The organism is Clostridioides sp. ZZV14-6009, assembly GCF_020658095.1.
In the GTDB taxonomy this organism is placed as follows: domain Bacteria; phylum Bacillota; class Clostridia; order Peptostreptococcales; family Peptostreptococcaceae; genus Clostridioides.
The window spans coordinates 13,346-31,576 of the sequence record NZ_JAGWDG010000022.1 but is presented as its reverse complement, the minus strand read 5'-3'; the positions used below and the strand labels follow the sequence as shown (position 1 = coordinate 31,576).

Annotated in this window: 12 protein-coding genes; 11 read left to right on the top strand and 1 reads right to left on the bottom strand. The window is 30.3% G+C overall.

What is annotated here, in order from left to right; all coding sequences use genetic code 11:
* The first annotated feature begins 72 nt into the window (after nucleotides 1–72).
* The 6 genes from radA to KGF36_RS18075 all read left to right on the top strand — a co-directional run bounded on the left by radA (nucleotide 73) and on the right by KGF36_RS18075 (nucleotide 10,888).
* A complete protein-coding gene (radA, locus tag KGF36_RS18100) occupies nucleotides 73–1,446 on the top strand; it encodes a DNA repair protein RadA (protein ID WP_227830191.1) in 1,374 nt (457 codons plus the stop codon).
* 2 nt (nucleotides 1,447–1,448) lie between these two features.
* Nucleotides 1,449–2,519, top strand: a complete 1,071-nt coding sequence (gene disA, locus KGF36_RS18095) for a DNA integrity scanning diadenylate cyclase DisA (protein WP_227437106.1) — start codon at nucleotides 1,449–1,451, stop codon at nucleotides 2,517–2,519.
* A gap of 88 nt (nucleotides 2,520–2,607) precedes the next feature.
* On the top strand, nucleotides 2,608–3,702 hold the full coding sequence (locus tag KGF36_RS18090; RefSeq protein WP_227830190.1) for a PIN/TRAM domain-containing protein: 1,095 nt from the start codon (nucleotides 2,608–2,610) through the stop codon (nucleotides 3,700–3,702).
* Nucleotides 3,703–3,830: 128 nt separating this feature from the next.
* Complete coding sequence (locus KGF36_RS18085; protein WP_227830189.1) at nucleotides 3,831–6,008, top strand: hypothetical protein; 2,178 nt, start codon at nucleotides 3,831–3,833, stop codon at nucleotides 6,006–6,008.
* A gap of 227 nt (nucleotides 6,009–6,235) precedes the next feature.
* Nucleotides 6,236–9,664, top strand: coding sequence for an excinuclease ABC subunit UvrA (gene uvrA, locus KGF36_RS18080; RefSeq protein ID WP_227854920.1), 3,429 nt, complete (start codon nucleotides 6,236–6,238; stop codon nucleotides 9,662–9,664).
* A gap of 12 nt (nucleotides 9,665–9,676) precedes the next feature.
* A complete protein-coding gene (locus KGF36_RS18075) occupies nucleotides 9,677–10,888 on the top strand; it encodes an MFS transporter (RefSeq protein ID WP_227830187.1) in 1,212 nt (403 codons plus the stop codon).
* Here KGF36_RS18075 and KGF36_RS18070 read toward each other — a convergent pair.
* Nucleotides 10,871–11,701 (bottom strand): MerR family transcriptional regulator, encoded by an 831-nt coding sequence (locus KGF36_RS18070; protein WP_227854919.1) that lies wholly within the window; start codon nucleotides 11,699–11,701, stop codon nucleotides 10,871–10,873. The two genes, KGF36_RS18075 and KGF36_RS18070, sit on opposite strands and share 18 nt — an antisense overlap.
* 414 nt (nucleotides 11,702–12,115) lie before the next feature.
* On the opposite strand from KGF36_RS18070, the gene KGF36_RS18065 reads away from it, so the two are divergent.
* The 5 genes from KGF36_RS18065 to lpdA all read left to right on the top strand — a co-directional run bounded on the left by KGF36_RS18065 (nucleotide 12,116) and on the right by lpdA (nucleotide 18,039).
* Nucleotides 12,116–13,069, top strand: a complete 954-nt coding sequence (locus KGF36_RS18065; RefSeq protein ID WP_227830185.1) for a sugar-binding transcriptional regulator — start codon at nucleotides 12,116–12,118, stop codon at nucleotides 13,067–13,069.
* Nucleotides 13,070–13,106: 37 nt separating this feature from the next.
* Nucleotides 13,107–14,069 (top strand): thiamine pyrophosphate-dependent dehydrogenase E1 component subunit alpha, encoded by a 963-nt coding sequence (locus KGF36_RS18060; protein WP_227830184.1) that lies wholly within the window; start codon nucleotides 13,107–13,109, stop codon nucleotides 14,067–14,069.
* A 24-nt stretch (nucleotides 14,070–14,093) separates the two neighbouring features.
* Nucleotides 14,094–15,080: an alpha-ketoacid dehydrogenase subunit beta gene (locus KGF36_RS18055; protein ID WP_227830183.1), complete on the top strand. Its 987-nt coding sequence runs from the start codon at nucleotides 14,094–14,096 to the stop codon at nucleotides 15,078–15,080.
* Between the two features lie 12 nt (nucleotides 15,081–15,092).
* The gene (locus KGF36_RS18050) at nucleotides 15,093–16,139 is read left to right on the top strand and encodes a 2-oxo acid dehydrogenase subunit E2 (protein WP_227830182.1); all 1,047 of its coding nucleotides are present in this window, start codon (nucleotides 15,093–15,095) and stop codon (nucleotides 16,137–16,139) included.
* Nucleotides 16,140–16,308: 169 nt separating this feature from the next.
* A complete protein-coding gene (lpdA, locus tag KGF36_RS18045) occupies nucleotides 16,309–18,039 on the top strand; it encodes a dihydrolipoyl dehydrogenase (protein ID WP_227830181.1) in 1,731 nt (576 codons plus the stop codon).
* The last annotated feature ends 192 nt before the right edge of the window (nucleotides 18,040–18,231 follow it).

The window sequence follows — 18,231 nt, the reverse complement described above, 5'->3', positions numbered from 1 at the left end:
TAATCTTTACCTATTCTCTTTCACATATGCTAAAATTATAGTATAGAATAATAAATTAAGGATGATTAAAATATGGCAAAAATAAAAACTAAATATGTATGTCAATCCTGTGGATATGAAACAGCTAAGTGGCTTGGAAAATGTCCAGAGTGTACAAAATGGAATACATTTGTAGAAGAAGTAGATCAAAAAAGCACAAAAAAAGAGGTCTTTATAATAGATAAATCTTCATCTAAACCAGTTAGTATAACTTCAATAGAGAGCAAAGAAGAAGAAAGGTTTACAACAGATATAAAAGAATTAGATAGAGTACTTGGGGGAGGTATAGTTAAAGGTTCTCTAGTACTTGTTGGTGGAGACCCTGGTATAGGTAAATCCACACTTTTAATTCAAGTTTCTAGTAATGTAGCTAAGTTAGGAAAGACTGTTTTATATATAACTGGAGAAGAATCAGAATCACAGATAAAAATGAGAGCAAAAAGATTAGGTATTAATTCAGAAAATTTATATATATTTGCCGAAAATAATTTAAGTATAATTGAATCTTATTTAGAAAGTGTAAATCCAGAATTAATAATTCTAGACTCAATTCAAACTGTCTTTAGTCCAGAAATATCTTCAGCACCAGGAACTGTCAGTCAAATTAAAGAAGGTACTTCAAAATTCATGAAGATTTCTAAAAAAATGGGAATTTCAACATTCATAGTTGGTCATGTAACCAAAGAAGGTTCACTAGCAGGGCCAAAATTATTAGAGCATATGGTTGATACTGTTTTATATTTTGAAGGTGAAAGATATAATACATATAGATTAGTAAGGGCTGTTAAAAATAGATTTGGTTCAACAAATGAACTTGGGGTATTTGAAATGAGGGACTTGGGATTAGTAGAGCTTGATAACCCGTCTAAGATTTTGATATCTGAAAAACCAAAAGATGTAGCAGGCTCAGTTATAATATCTACTGTAGAAGGTACAAGACCAATGTTACTTGAATTACAAGCATTAGTTTCGCCGACAAGTTTTGGTATAGCAAGAAGAACATCTACAGGAGTAGATTATAATAGAGTTGGTATGTTATTAGCAGTCTTAGAAAAACGTGTTGGTCTGCAAATACAAAATCAAGATGTATATATAAATATAGTTGGAGGTATAAAGATAAATGAACCTTCGATTGACTTAGGAATAGCTATTTCTGTAGCATCTAGTTTTAGAAATATACCTATAGATGAAGATATAGCTGTTACAGGAGAGGTAGGGCTTACAGGAGAAGTTAGATCAGTAAGTTTTATAGAAAAAAGAATTGCTGAGTGCAAAAAACTTGGATTTAAAAAGATAGTAGTTCCTAGAAGTAATTATGAGGTTGTAAAAGATACTAAGGGTATAGAAATATGGCCAGTAGATAACTTAAGACAAGCTATAAATATAGTACTTGGGAGGAATCAATAAATATGGAGAATTTTTTGGATAATAAAAATATGCTGTATGCATTAAAAATGATATCTCCTGGAACCCCTCTTAGATTAGGTCTAAACAATGTACTAAGAGCTAAGACTGGTGGTTTAATTGTAATTGCGACAAATGAAGATGTAATGAAAATAGTAGATGGAGGATTTGCTATAAATGCAGAGTATTCACCATCATATCTATATGAATTAGCAAAAATGGATGGAGCGATAGTTTTAAGTGGTGATGTAAAGAAAATATTATTTGCTAATGCACAACTTATACCAGATTACTTTATAGAAACGTCAGAGACTGGAACTAGACATAGGACGGCAGAAAGAGTAGCAAAACAAACTGGTGCTATAGTCATAGGAATTTCACAAAGAAGAAATGTTATAACAGTTTATAGAGGAAATGAGAAGTATGTGGTCGAAGATATATCTAAGATATTTACTAAGGCAAATCAAGCAATACAAACTTTAGAAAAATATAAAACAGTATTAGACCAAGCTATAACTAATTTAAATGCTCTAGAGTTTAATGATTTGGTAACTATTTATGATGTAGCGCTAGTCATGCAGAAAATGGAAATGGTAATGAGAGTTACAAGTATAATTGAAAAATATGTGATAGAATTGGGGGATGAAGGAACTTTAGTAAGCATGCAATTAGAGGAATTAATGGGTACAACTAGAATAGATCAGAAATTAATATTCAAAGATTATAACAAAGAAAATACTGAAATAAAAGAACTTATGAAAAAAGTTAAAAATTTAAATTCAGAAGAACTAATAGAATTATTTAATATGGCAAAACTATTAGGGTATAGTGGATTTTCAGAAAGTATGGATATGCCTATAAAAACAAGAGGATATAGAATTCTTAGCAAAATACATAGACTACCAACAGCAATAATAGAAAACTTAGTAAATTATTTTGAAAACTTCCAAGAAATATTAGATGCATCTATTGAAGAGTTAGATGAAGTTGAAGGAATAGGCGAAATAAGAGCAACATATATAAAAAATGGACTTATAAAAATGAAACAATTAGTATTATTAGATAGACACATATAATGAATTTTAAGTGAATTTTACTACTTTTTTCTTGAATATAATATACACTTTGGTCTATAATAGATAAGTATAACTAGGGGGTGAAGCATTGATAAGGAAAGTAACAAGGATATTGTTTATTTTACTTGGATTTACGATAGGTATAACGACCTATTTAACATTGATGAGAGATTTTGAAATATTAACATTTGGAAAAGAAACGTATGGTTATATAGCAGCTGTAGTAGCAGGTATAGTAATAGCTATTTTAGGATATCTTATAGAGCCGTGGGTTGTAAATAGAACAAAAGAAATTGCTAAAGTTGTGGATAAAGAGTTATCAAAATATCCTCAAACGGATATATTATTAGGGTCTATGGGTCTTATAGTAGGATTCGTAATTGCATATTTATTGAGTGGATTAGTAAACAGAATACCAATAGTAGGTGGAATACTATCTTTACTATTATATTTATTCCTAGGATATCTTGGAATGAAAGTTGCGCTTAAAAGTAAAAATGATTTATTTAATATTGGAAAATTAGGAAGATTAGCAAATCCTATTAAAGATAAGGATAAAGACAAAGATAATAAAAAAGAAGTAAAGGCGATACCTCCAAAAGTATTAGATACAAGTGTAATAATTGATGGAAGGATAGCTGATATTTGCAAAACAGGATTTGTAGAAGGAAAACTTATTATCCCTGCTTTTGTTTTGGAAGAACTAAGACATATTGCAGATTCTTCAGATGATTTAAAAAGAGTAAGAGGTAGAAGAGGTCTGGATATATTAAATATAATTCAGAAAGAATTAAATATAGAGGTTGAAATAAGTGAAAGGGACTTTGATGATATAGCAGAAGTTGATAGTAAATTATTAAAGCTTGCCCAAGTATTAAATGGAAAAGTTGTTACTAATGATTATAACTTAAATAAAGTTGCTCAATTTCAAGGTGTTGAAGTATTAAATATAAATGAGTTGGCTAATGCTATAAAACCAGTTGCAATACCAGGTGAAGATATGGTTGTTCAAGTGGTTAAAGAAGGAAAAGAAGCTCAACAGGGTGTTGCATATCTAGATGATGGAACTATGATAGTTGTTGATGGAGGAAGAAAACATATGAATGAGACTATAAAAGTTTTAGTAACTTCTGTTCTTCAAACTCCTGCTGGTAGAATGATATTTGCAAAACCTAAAAATTGATATATTCAAATAAACCTAAAATTTGGGCTGTTTATTGTAAATAGATGGTCCAAATTTATTTATTTATAACGATAATGTTTAATGTATTCTTAAGTGTGAGGATTTAAATCAGAAAGCAGGGAGAATTTATGAGAAAAAAGATTATATCTTTCTTAGCAACATTTATCATAATATTAATATCGATGAGTCAGTATAGCTTTGCAGATGATATACCAACGCATGGAAAAGTAATATTTATAGATATGAATAGAACTAGTATGAACAATATGTTAAGAATAAAATCATTGAGAGAAGAGCTAGAAAATAGAGGGTATATTGGCTTGATGAACATAAGAGGCGATAAAGGTAGTGATGATAGAAGGTCATATGCCAGTATGGGTGCTGGTGGAAGAGCCAATGTAGCTAATGAAGAAGATATTAATTTTGAAAGCTCAAGCAAAGATAGAAATATAGTTTTTGAATCAGTTACAGGTAAGAAAGCAAAAGGTATAAATGATTTGACTATAAATATGTCAATAAATGAGAATCTAAACTTTGGAGAATATGGCTCTACATTGGGTTCATTAGGTCAAAGTTTATCTGAAAATGAACTGAAAACGTCCATATTAGGAAATGCAGATATAGTTGAAGGTGGTCAACTTGTAAAAAATAGAAATTTATGCCTAACAGCTATGGATGAGTATGGTAGAATTCCTTATGGAAATGTAGATAATATCAATAAAAAAGATTTATCTATGCCTTATGGAATATCAACTGATTATACTAAGCTTGTTGCTGAAACTAAAGAAGCTTATAAAAACAGTGATGTAGTTTTTGTAGAACTTGGAGATACATATAGATTAGATTTATATAAACCAAACTTGAATGAAAATACATATAAAAACATGAAAGACAAGATAGAAAAAAATATAGATGAATATTTAAAAAATATATTTTCTATGGTTGGAGAAAATGATACTGTTTACATAGCCAGTGCATTTCCAAGTGATTTAGATTATAAAAATAAAAGAAGACTTTCTCCAATAATAAAGTTAAGTGGGAATGGAAAAGGATTGTTGTCATCTTCAACTACTAGAAGAGAAGGTATTGTAACTAATTTAGATGTAGGAGTAGACATACTAGATAGTTTTGATTTAAAAAATCCAAATATGGTTGGAAGAAAGTATGAACTTATCAATAGAGATGATAATAAAGAATATTTAATGGATGAATATCAAAAGATAGTATCTATTTCAAGTATAAGGTCTGTGATATTAAATGGTTTTGTAAATGTAGTTTTTTTGTCGTGGATAGTTGCGATGATTGCAATTTTATTTAGAAAACATATATCAAAAAAACACAAAGAAACAACATACTTTATACTAAAAGAACTTTTAAAAATAGGAATAGTAATGCCTCTGTCATTTATGATAACCCCAATAATGAACTTTAAAACACCAGTAGCAATTTCCTTAGGCATAATTATAATAACACTTACTATATATTTAATAAGTAAAGTTTTAATAAAAAATGACCTAAAAAATATTCTATTCTTTACAGGATTAACTATATTGATTATGGTTATAGATTCTGCACTTGGTGCATATCTAATGAAAAGTAATGTAATGAGCTATGATTGTATAATTGGAGCTAGATATTATGGTGTAGGAAATGAATATCAAGGTGTGGCAATAGGGAGTGCAATTTTTACATTTGCAATTTTATTGACATATAAAAAGATACCAAAATGGTCTGTAATAGTCTTTTCTTTAGCCATTTTAATTACTAGTGCATCTCCAATTATGGGAGCAAATGTAGGAAGTGCTATTTCTGAATGTGTAGCATTTTTACTATTTATATTATTGATATATGATGTAAAGATAGATTTTAAAAAAGTTATATTGTTAGGCATAGCAGTACTACTTGTTTTAGGAGTTTTTGTAACAATAGATATAGTTTCAGGAAGCAACTCACATTTAGGTATGTTTGTAAAAGACATTTACTTTAATGGTCCAGGAGAAATAATACAAACATTTAGTAGAAAGATAGAAATGAATTTAAAATTAGCTCAAACCAGTGCATGGGTAAATATATTATTAGCTGGAATAGGAGTAATTTTAGTACTTATGCTTACTCAAATTAGATATTTCAAACAATTAATTAATGAATATCCAATTGTATTTAAAGGGTTTATAGCATCCGTAGTAGGATGTTTTGTCACTCTTTTAGTAAATGATTCTGGTATAGTTTCATCAGCTACAGCTTTTATATATGTAATTGTACCTATGATTATATTAAGTATAAATATGACAGCATTAAAAGAATAAATTATAGATATCGCTATATAAAGGTTAAAATATTAATTTAAATTGATTTTTATATAATACAATTAAAGAGAGTGTCTCAAAATAATTTTTTAAGATTATAGATGAGACACTCTTTTTTATGTAAATACAATATATTATATATTTGTTAATAAAAAATAAAGAAAAAAATACCCCTTGCTATTGACACAGTGTCATGTTGTAACCTCTATTTAGAGAGGTGAATGATGATGAAAATATTAAACTATACAAATCAAAGTATAATTACTAATCCTACAAAATTTGAAAAAGAGTATAAGAACCTTCCTACTACTCCTACTGAACTATTAGAGATTGTTCAGAATTTAATTATTCATGGAGAACATGGAAATCTATATGGTGTATCGTTTAGTAAGCAACAATCAGAAGAAGAATTACTACGTACAGTTTCACAAATGCTAGGGAAGATTATGAAGATAAATTCTCAATCGATAACTATACCTAGAGAACCAAAGCAACGATTAGTAGGTATGTGTAGAGATTATTCTTTACTCTTTGTTTCTTTTCTTAGGTATCAGGGTTACGAAGCCAGAATGAGAGCTGGGTTTGCCAGCTACTTTCAAAGTGAGATTCCTTACGAGGATCATTGGGTTGTTGAATATTATAATAAAATCCAAAACAGATGGATAAAAATTGATGCTCAGATTGATGAGATTCAAAAGAAACATTTTCAACTTGATTTTGATACTCATGATATTGGTAAAGAAAATGGATTTTTAACAGGAGCAGAAGCTTGGATAAATTGCCGACAAGGTACTGCTCATCAGTATGATTTTGGATACAACAAAAACTGGAAAGGATGGCACTCAGTAAAAGGAAATCTTTTACATGATTTTAATAATCTCATTGGATTAGAGTTACTTCCTTGGGATTTATGGACAGAATTGAGTACAAAAAAATATAGTCAACTAACTATAGAAGAAAAAAATTTATTAGATGAAATCGCCGAAATAATATCTGATAAAGATATGAAGATAAATAACATAAATAAGCTGATTTCTAAATTACCAGAAGAATACATTACATCTATTTTTTCTCAACTTAAACTATTAGGTATTTTAGAATCAAAACAATTTAGCAATCCTAAAGAATTGGAGAAAAAATTTGAACTTATTAAGACTTCGAAAATACCTAGTAAATACATACCTTCTTCTAACAAAGATACAATTTATTTAAAAGGAGGGAGACAAAATAATTTAAAGGATATAGAAGTGAGTATTCCCAAAAATAAGTTTACAGTAATTACGGGAGTAAGTGGCAGTGGAAAATCATCCTTAGCTTTTGATACAATTTATGAAGAAGGAAAAAGACGTTATTTTGAGAATCTAAGCAATGCTGCAAAGTTACAAGAACAAATTCAAAAGCCTGAGTTTGATTTGCTTCAAGGGTTAACACCTACAATTTCTATTGAACAGAAAAAAGGAAGTAAAAATCCACGTTCTACAGTAGGAACTCTTACTGGTATTTGGGATTATTTACGAATGCTATTTGTTTCAATTGGGAGAAGCTATTGCCCATACTGTAAAGTACCCTTAAAGAAAAAGAATAAAACAAAAAATTATTGTCCACATTGTGAAACTCTTTTTTCGAAAATAAATACTTCAACATTCAATGCTAATTCCCATACAGGAGCATGCCATACGTGTAACGGTTTAGGTATTATTTATGAAGTTAACCCTCAATTAATCGTAAAAAATCCTAATATTTCCATATTAGATGGAGCTACTTATTATTGGGGAAAATTAAGAGGTAAAAAGCTAACAGGAAACTGGATGGTAGGCGAATTATTTGCAATTGCAGAACATCAAAATATTGACTTATCTACACCTTGGAACTTACTTCCTAAGGAATTTATTGATGCTATTTTATATGGTACTGGAAATAAAATATATGAATTTAGCTATGAATCAAAAGGTAGATTAGCAAAAATCAAAAGACCTGCTTCTGGAGCAATTAATCATATTCAGCGACTTTTTAGAGAATCTAGTGCAAATAATAATGCTTCACAACAATACATGGAGGAAGTACCATGTCATACGTGTAATGGTGAACTACTTAGCACAGAAGCAAGGTTTACTACCATTCAAGGTTATAGGTTTCCTGAATTAACTAAACTGACAATAGAACAATTATGGGATTGGTTATCTGAATTACCAAACTACCTTCAACAAAATGAAATAAAGGTTGTACAAGATATACTAATGGAACTAGAAATTCGAGTTAATTATTTACTAAAAGTTGGGCTACACTATTTGACTACTGACAGAACGGCACCAACATTATCAGGCGGAGAATTACAACGTGTCCGTTTATCTAGCCAATTAGGTAGTGAATTAATTGGATTAACTTATATTTTAGATGAACCTTCTATTGGATTACATCCTAGAGATCACCATTTAATGATTAAGATGATGAAAGAACTCAGAGATAAGGGTAACACTGTTATTGTCGTAGAACATGACAAGGATACCATGCTACAGGCAGATTATATTATTGATGTAGGGCCTGGTGCAGGTATAAATGGGGGAAAAATAATTGCGAAAGGAACCGTTCAACAAATTATAGAAAATCCAAACTCTATTACTGGGAAGTATCTTCAAATAACAGAGAAAAAAGGAACACTAACTAAACAAGTACCTAAAAAATGGTTAAGCTTAAAAGGATGTAATGCCCATAATTTAAAAAATATTGATGTAGAAATTCCATTGAACTGTATGTGTTGTATTACAGGTGTGAGTGGTTCTGGAAAAAGCTCGCTTATTTTTCATAGCTTAATACCAGCTTTAGAAGAACAAATAAATCAGAAAATTAATCGTAACAAAAAATATGATGAACTAACTGGAACAGAGCATATTGATGGTTTCATAACGATGGACCAAACACCTATAGGAAAATCAAATCGATCTACTCCAGCTACTTATATCAATATTTTTGATGATATTCGCTATATATTTGCTCAAACACCAGAGGCCAAGATGAGATTATTTGATGATAGTTGTTTTAGCTTTAATAGCAAAAACGGTCAATGTCCTAATTGTCAAGGATTAGGAAAAACAAAAATTACTCTACAATATATGGCTGATAGTTGGGCAACTTGTTCTGAATGTGGCGGGAAACGATATAAAAAGGAAATTTTATCAATTTTATACAAAGAAAAATCTATTGTAGATATTCTTTCCATGGAAGTACGAGAAGCAAAAGAGTTTTTTAATGACAATTCTGAATTATTTAGAAAATTATCTATATTAGAAGAGGTTGGGCTAGGTTATTTAAAACTAGGACAAAGTACTTTAGGTTTGAGTGGTGGAGAATCTCAAAGAATGAAGTTAGCGAAAGAATTGGGAGCAAAAACGAAAAAGCGAATGCTATATATCCTAGATGAACCTACTATAGGTCTTCATTTTCAAGATATTGAAAATTTACTAATTACATTTAAAAAATTAGTAGAAGAACAACACTCTTTGTTAGTTATTGAACATAATACTGAAATTATGAATGCATCTGATTGGATAATTGATGTAGGTCCTAATAGTGGTGCTCAAGGGGGAGAAATCATTGCTTTTGGAACACCTAATGATATAAAAAATAACCATGATAGCATAACTGGAAGATTCTTATAGGAGGAGAAATACATGAGAAAAGAAAAAAGTTGGCAAATGAAATTGACTGCTTACATGCTTAGTCAAACAATCTCAATGTTAGGCTCGTCTATTGTATCTTTAGCAATGATATGGCATGTCACTCTTCAAACAAACTCAGGAATTAGTATTGCAGGAATTACAATAACTACATTTCTCCCACAAGCACTCATTATGTTAGCGGGAGGAGTAATTGCAGACCGCTTTTCCATGAAAAAGATTATCATTTTGTCTGATATTTTTATTGCAGGAGCTACACTCTGCTTAGCAATTTTATACTTTTTAGGTTATCAGTCTATTTTATGGATTTACATTTTTAATACTTTCAGATCTTTGGGGACTGGAATTCAATTACCTGCCTCAAAAAGTATCCTTCCTCTATTTATTCCAGAAGATGAATTATTGCGAGCAAATAGCTATTCAACAACTATTTGGAGTGTAATACAACTTATCTCCCCTGGTTTAGGAGGATTGGCACTAACCATGTTGCCATTGGGAGAAGTTTTTCTTATTGATGTTGTGACTGCACTTATTGGTGTTAGCTTATTGTCAACCATTTCAATACAGGAAACAGAGCAAAAGGTAGCAGAAAATAGTATCAGAGAAATGAAAAAAGGATTTCAATATCTGTCTCGCTCAAAAACATTGAAAAGTATATTAATACTATACACAGTTTTTCAATTTCTAGTAGTTCCTGCTTCTCAACTAACTCCTCTTCTAGCTTCAAATAATTTGGGAGAAAAAGTGTGGATATTAAGTGTAATCGAAATTGCTTTTTCAGTAGGGGCACTGGTATCAAGTCTAGTAATGGGTTATAAAAAGATTAAAATTTCCCATTTTAAGCTAATTGGTTGTTCTGCCTTTCTATTTGGCTTGATGATGATTTTAGTAGTAATTAGTAAACAAGTGCACCTATTTCTGGTGAGTATGTTTGTTATGGGTATAGGAAGCCCTCTCTATTATACGCCACTCATTACAATTATCCAGAAAGAAACACAATTAGAATATATGGGACGTGTTTTCTCCTATGTAGACTTATTGGGAACTTTGGCTACACCATGTGGGATGTTTATATTTGGACCATTAAGTTCTATAAATTTGAGCAGTGCCTTTATCATACCTGGATTATTTCTGGCATTTTTAGGTGGAAGCATACTAATAAAAAAGGAAACAATTCTATCCAACAAATCAGATAGAATCGATTAAAACTAGAGGAATTTGAATTTCGGTTAAGTATTCTTGTGGATTATCTGTATGTCTATAATCAACAATGGTAATTTGGCGTGAGTAATCACCGATTGAATATTCATTATGTTCAATTAACCATTGCACAAATGATGAATAAGCAACCTCAAGATTAGAATAAGGTCCATAAACCATCATTGAAGCCATAACGTCAACAGATTCCAACATTCTAAAACAAATACTACCAGAAGAAGTTCCAAGTTTCTTTACAATGAAAGCAACTTCAATGTCAACTCTATCATCTGCGTGTTCAATATCATGATAAATAGCTATATTGTTGTATCTAGTTTGGTCAATAGTAATATTATTCTGTATGACAAATTCAGTTAGCTCTTTCCAAAGGAGTTCTTCTTCGAAAGGGCTGTTCATCTTTCTTCTTAATGAAATGATAGGAATTGCTTCTACTCTTTTTAAAGATATATTGTAATGTTTTTCAATTTCATTTTTTTGAATATGCTCAATTGCTTCTTTTAGTTTGTTGGCACGAAGTTTTTCTTCTTCTATGTATTCATAGGTTGCATTTAATTTCTTTGACATTTTATCTAAAAGATACTGCTGATTCCAATGGTCAACTATATCTTTTATTTCTACGATACTAAAATTTAAGTCTCTTAACATTATAATTTTTTGAAGCAAAGGGACTTGATTAGTTGAATATAATCGGTGACCTGTAGAGGAGTCAATGTATTCGGGTTTTAAAATTCCTTTCTTATCATAATACCTCAACATTCGTACTGAAACTTTTGTTAATTTTGAAAAATCACCTATTTTCATTTGTTTCACCTCCATAAATTTAGTATATAAGATTAATTTTGATACTTCAAGATTTAATATAAACAAGAAATAAAAAATAATTTTATTAATGTTTATAAAAAATGAGTTATGATATAGATTTATATTAAAAACTAATTCTTCAAATAAAGTCACTATAACTTACAAAATAGGACATATCCATGTACATTCTTACTACTAATAAAATATTCTTACACAAAGGTGAATCTTGTATATCAGGATTTACCTTTTTATATAGGAGAATCTCTATTTTATTTTAAAACAGTATATTTTTTGTTATACAAAAAAAACAGTTGACTTTTTATATATACCACTTTTATAATGTTATTGAAATTAAGTAAAATCATTGAACAAATGTAAAAATAATTAAAAAATCTTGATTTTGGAGGAAGGGAAATGAAAAAAATTGGAGATTTAAGATTAATGATGAAATGTTGTTCACTTTATTATGAAGATAATTTGAATCAACAAGAAATAGCAAATCAATTGGGAATATCAAGACCAACAATATCAAGAATACTAAAAGAAGCTTTTGAGCAAGGAATAGTAAAAATACAAATAGTTGATGTTTTAAAAAATGACTATCAAAAAATAGAGAGAAGTTTAGAAAGAAAATATAAATTGAAAGAAGTAATAGTAGTAGATGATAAACAAGATTCATTAACACAAAAACAAGAACTGGCAAGAGCTGTGTCTGAATATCTTACTAGAGTAGTAAAAGAAAATGATATAATTGGGGTTTCCATAGGAACAACTCTAAAAGAAATTCCTAGATATGTAGAAAAAAATAACTGCAAAAATGTTACATTTATACCTTTACTAGGTGGAATCGGAGATAATGAAATAGACATACATGCAAATCAAATAGCTGTAAGCTTAGCAAGAGCTTTTGGAGGAGATTTTAAGTTATTACATGCTCCTGCTGTGATGTCTGATTTATCTACAAAAGAAAAACTTTGTAAAGATGAAAAAATTAAAGAGGTACTAGATTTAATAGATAAAACAACTATTGCAATTGTAGGTATAGGAAATCCTATGAGTTTAAACTCAACGATAATGGCTTCAGGATATATGCATGAAGAAGATATAGACGATTTAAAAAAGTATAACTCAATAGGTGCAATTTGTTTGCAAGCTTTTGATAAGGAAGGAAAAACTTCAATACTTGAATTTAATCAAAGAGTATTAGGAGTAAAACTAAATGATTTGAAAAAGATAAAAAGAACAATAGGTGTTGCTTCAGGAGATGAAAAAATAGAAGCAATAAAAGCATCATTAAAAGCCAAATTTATAAATAGCTTAGCAATTAATCACAGTTTAGCACTTGAATTATTAGAAGATTGTGACTAATAAAAAGATAGATAAAAATTAATAGGAGGGAATTTATATGACAGTATCAAAAGAAACATTGCTTGAAATGTATAAGAGAATGAATCAAGCTAGAAAGTTTGAAGAGAAAGTTAGTTGGTTTTTTGCAAGAGGTATGGTACATGGAACAACTCATTTATCAGTAGGTCAAGAAGCTTCAAGTGTAGCCGCAGTAATGGCATTAGAAAAAGGAGATTTGGTTTCATTAACTCATAGAGGTCATAGCCAATTTATAGGAATGGGAATAGATTTAAATAAAATGATGGCTGAACTTATGGGGAAAGAGACTGGGTTTTGTAAAGGAAAAGGAGGCTCAATGCACATAGCAGATATTGAGTCAGGCAACTTAGGAGCAAATGGAGTCGTAGGTGGAGGTCTTACTATAGCTCCTGGAGCTGCACTTACACAACAATATAAAAAGACAGGAAAAATAGTTTTATGTAGTTTTGGTGATGGTGCATCAAATGAAGGTACATTTCATGAAGGAATAAACTTGTCATCAATATGGAAATTACCAATAATATTTTATTGTGAAAACAACCTATATGGTATGTCAACAAGTATAAAACGTCATATGAATATAGATAGTGTTGCTACAAGAGCAGCATCTTATGGTATAGAAGGTATATCTATAGATGGATATAATCCAATAGAAGTATATGAAACAGTACAAAAAGCTGCTGAAAAATGTAGAAGAGGAGAAGGGCCTGTACTAATTGAAAGTAGAACTTATAGATGGTTAGGTCATTCGAAATCAGATGCAAATGTATATAGAACAAAAGAAGAGATAGAATCATGGAAGTCAAAAGACCCTATAAAATTTTTAAGAAATTATCTTATAGAAAATAATATGGCAAATGAAAATGAATTAGATACAATTGAAGATTTTGCAAAACAATCAATAGAAGATGCAGTAGAATTTGCTCAAAATAGCCCAAATCCAAAAATAGAATCTTTATTAGAGGATGTATATGCAGACTAAAAATAGTAAAGGAGGAAAATAAAAATGAGTACAAGAGAATTAACATATGCACAAGCAATAAAAGAAGCAATGTCAGAAGAAATGAGAAGAGATGAAAATGTAGTATTTATGGGAGAAGATATAGGAATATACGGAGGAGCATTTGGCGTATCAGTGGGAATGATAGATGAATTTGGTCCAGAAAGAGTAAGAGATACACCTATATCAGAGGCAGCTATAGCAGGTGCAGCAGCAGGTGCAGCGGCAACTGGGTTAAGACCTATTATGGAAGTAATGTTTATGGATTTTGTTACAATATCTATGGATGCGATTGTAAATCAAGCAGCAAAAATGAGATATATGTTTGGTGGGAAAGCCCAAGTTCCAATGGTTGTTAGATGTCCTGGAGGTTCTGGAACTGGTTCAGCAGAACAACATTCACAAAGTTTGGAAGCATGGTTTTGTCATGTACCAGGAGTAAAAGTGGTTGCACCTTCAACACCAGCAGATGCTAAGGGATTATTAAAAGCAGCTATAAGAGACAATAATCCAGTAATATTTGTTGAAAACAAATTGTTATATAGAAAAAAAGGAATTGTCCCAGAGGGAGATTATGTAATTGATATTGGAAAGGCAGATGTTAAAAAAGAAGGTTCTGATGTTACAGTAATCACTTACGGAAGGATGTTGCAAAGTGTTGAAGAAGCTGCAGAAACTCTATCAAAAGAAAATATAGATGTAGAAATTATAGATTTAAGAACTTTATATCCACTAGATAAAGAGACAATCGTAAAAAGTGTATGCAAAACTGGTAGAGTTTTAATTTGTCATGAAGCAGCTAAGACTGGTGGTCTAGGTGGAGAAATATCAGCATTAATAACAGAAAGTGAATCATTTGATTATTTAGATGCACCAGTAAAAAGAATATGTGGAAAAGATGTGCCAATACCATATAATCCAGAACTAGAAAAAGCAGTAGTCCCAAGAATTGATGAAATAGAAGATGCAATAAGATCTTTAATTGTTAGATAAGGGGGGATAGAAATGGTGGCAAATAAAGTAAAAGCCACACCAGCAGCCAGAAATCAAGCAAGAAAAGACAACATAGAGTTAGATAGGCTGATTGGAAGTGGAGAAAATGGAAGAATACATCTAGTAGATGTGTTAAATTATATAGAAAATAATAAAGTAAAAGCAACTCCTTTAGCAAAAAGAATAGCGGAGGATTTAAATATAGATTTAGAAAATGTTGTAGGTACTGGATACAATAGAAAAATAAAAAAGTCAGATATAGAAAAGATACATACAAAAGAGACTCTCGTATCAACTGATGTATCTAAATCTAATGATACAAAAAAAACAAAATCAAAGCATGAAAATTTAAGTACATTTAATACTGTAGAAGGAGAGTTTGAAAAGCCAAATCCAATGAGAGCAACTGTAGCAAAACGAATGTCAGAAAGCTACTTCAGTGCTCCTGTATTTACATTCAATATAGAGGTAGATGCTACAGAACTTAAAGCACTTAGAGCAAAATTAATAGATACAGTAAAAGAGTCTACTGGAGTAAAATTAACAATGACAGATTTAATAGTAATGGCTGTATCTAGAGTACTTCCAAAGCATCAAGCATTAAATTCAGCATGGACGGATAATGGAATATTTAGATATAAAGATATAAATATAGCTATTGCTGTTGGGCTGGATGAAGGTTTATATGTCCCAGTAGTAAAAAATGTAAATGAAAAATCGTTAAAAGAAATAACCAAAGAAAGCAAAGAACTTGCTGAAAAAGTAAAAACAGGAAAGCTTTTACCAGCAGACCAAGAAGGTAACACATTTACTATAAGCAATGTTGGAATGTATGGCATAACGACATTTACCCCTATAATAAATATGCCTTCAAGTGCGATACTTGGTGTGGGAGCAACTCAAGATAAGTTTGTTCCAGTAAATGGGGAGGCTAAAATAAAACCTATAATGAATTTATCATTAACATCAGACCACAGAATAATAGATGGTACAGTAGCAGCTAAATTCTTAAAGGATTTAAAAGAATTATTAGAAAATCCATTATCAATGCTTGTATAGGTTTTGATATCTTACTCTTTATGTAAATAAATTGAATAAAATACATAAAAGGATGTGTGTAATTTTAATAGATTTAAAATTATTATGTGCAATATTATTTGTAAAAAATATCTGTATGAATATAAGAGGATTAACTAAAATATATAAAAAATAAATAGGAGGATAGCCTATGTCAGTAGAAGTCATAATGCCAAAAGCTGGAGTAGCTATGGAAGAAGGTACTATAGTATCTTGGCTAAAACAAGAAGGCGAAGAAGTAAAAATTGGAGAACCTATACTAGAGATAACAACAGATAAAGTCAACATGGAAATAGAATCAGAAGGAGAAGGTATACTTGCTGCAATTATACACAAAGAAGAAGGAGAAGTATTACCAGTATTTACAGTAATAGGTATAATAGCAGAAAAGGGAGAAAAGCAAGAAGAAATAAAGGCTAAATATTTATCTGGAAATATATCAAAAGAGGATTTAATTGTTGAAACAGAAAAAATAGAAATAGAAGAAGAAAAGACAATCAAAAAAGAGGGTAATCATGATTATGATGTGGTAGTAGTAGGTGGAGGTCCTGGAGGGTATTTATCAGCACTAAAAGCAGCTATATTAGGAGGAAAAGTTGCATTAGTAGAAGAGGACACATTAGGAGGAACTTGCCTAAATAGAGGTTGTATTCCTACAAAAACTTATGTAAAAACAGTAGAAATATTAGAAGAAATTGAACAATTATCAAAGAGAGGTGTGAAAGTATCTGTTGATAAGGAACAAGATATAAAAAAGGCTATAAAATATAAAAATAGAGTGGTTAAAAAGCTTACAGCTGGTGTTGGTGGATTGTTAAAAAGCAGAGGAGTAGATGTTTTTAATCTTAAAGCTACTGTCAAAGAAGCACATAAAGTAATATTATCAGATGGAAAAGTTTTAGATACAGAAAATACAATAATTGCCACTGGTTCTAAGGTGAGAATCTTACCAATAAAAGGGATAGAATCAAAATTAATAATAACTAGTACGGAAGCTTTAGATTTAGACATAGTACCAGAAGAGTTAGTAATAATTGGTGGTGGAGTAATAGGTTGTGAATTTGCAGAGATATTCAACTCAAGAGGCTCTAAAGTAACTATAATAGAAATGGAAGACAGAATAATTCCAAGAATGGACAAAGAATTGAGTCAGTCTTTAAGAGATTCACTTAAGAAAAAGGGAATAACTATATTAACTGAAAAGAAAGTTTCTGAATTTAAGGAAGAAGGAAATAAAATAGTAGTATGTATTGAAGGAGAAGAACCAATAAAGGCAGATTTAGGTCTATATGCTATAGGAAGACAAGCTAATCTATCTGGTATAGAAGACTTAGATGTTAAAATAGATAGAGGTTCAATAGCTGTAAATAGCAAAATGGAAACAAGTATACCAAGTATATATGCAGTAGGTGATGTTACTGGAGGTATAATGCTAGCTCATGCAGCTTTTAAAATGGGAGAGGTAGCAGCTTCAAATGCTTTAGGTATGGATGAAGAAGTAGATTTAAGTGCATTACCTAGTTGTGTTTATACAGTTCCAGAGGTTGCATCAGTTGGACTTACAGAAGAAGATGCTAAACAAAAATATAATATAAAAATCGGTAAATTTAACTTTGCTGGAAATGGAAGAGCTTTAGCTTCTGGGCAAGAGCAAGGATATGTAAAAGTAATATCAGATGCTAAATATGGAGAAATTTTAGGTGTGCATATGTTTGGATGTGGTGTAGCAGAACTTATAAATCATGCAGCATCATTTAAGGCATTAGAAATACCTGCCGATGAAGCTAGTGATTTGATTTTTGGTCATCCATGCACTTCAGAAGCTCTAATGGAAGCTTTAGCAGATGTAAATGGTGAGTGTTTACATTTACCAAAAAAATAAGCTATTAACCTAAGTTTATATAATATATAAAATCTTGAAACACTCAATTAGCCATACCCTTTTTGTATAAATGTATGTATTTATACAAAAAGGGGTATTTTTTTGGAAAAATATAACATAGAGTTATTTGTAGTTTTTGTTGTACAAAAAAGATAGTAATATAGAATAATAGTGTCATTTTATATTTATTAC

What these genes read in the sequence shown, in the direction of transcription:
- KGF36_RS18085 (WP_227830189.1), top strand. Translation starts at nt 3,831, where the DNA reads ATGAGAAAAAAGATTATATCTTTCTTAGCAACATTTATCATAATATTA.
- KGF36_RS18070 (WP_227854919.1), bottom strand. Translation starts at nt 11,701, where the DNA reads ATGAAAATAGGTGATTTTTCAAAATTAACAAAAGTTTCAGTACGAATG.
- KGF36_RS18075 (WP_227830187.1), top strand. Translation starts at nt 9,677, where the DNA reads ATGAGAAAAGAAAAAAGTTGGCAAATGAAATTGACTGCTTACATGCTT.
- radA (WP_227830191.1), top strand. Translation starts at nt 73, where the DNA reads ATGGCAAAAATAAAAACTAAATATGTATGTCAATCCTGTGGATATGAA.
- KGF36_RS18065 (WP_227830185.1), top strand. Translation starts at nt 12,116, where the DNA reads ATGAAAAAAATTGGAGATTTAAGATTAATGATGAAATGTTGTTCACTT.
- disA (WP_227437106.1), top strand. Translation starts at nt 1,449, where the DNA reads ATGGAGAATTTTTTGGATAATAAAAATATGCTGTATGCATTAAAAATG.
- uvrA (WP_227854920.1), top strand. Translation starts at nt 6,236, where the DNA reads ATGAAAATATTAAACTATACAAATCAAAGTATAATTACTAATCCTACA.
- KGF36_RS18050 (WP_227830182.1), top strand. Translation starts at nt 15,093, where the DNA reads ATGGTGGCAAATAAAGTAAAAGCCACACCAGCAGCCAGAAATCAAGCA.
- lpdA (WP_227830181.1), top strand. Translation starts at nt 16,309, where the DNA reads ATGTCAGTAGAAGTCATAATGCCAAAAGCTGGAGTAGCTATGGAAGAA.
- KGF36_RS18055 (WP_227830183.1), top strand. Translation starts at nt 14,094, where the DNA reads ATGAGTACAAGAGAATTAACATATGCACAAGCAATAAAAGAAGCAATG.
- KGF36_RS18060 (WP_227830184.1), top strand. Translation starts at nt 13,107, where the DNA reads ATGACAGTATCAAAAGAAACATTGCTTGAAATGTATAAGAGAATGAAT.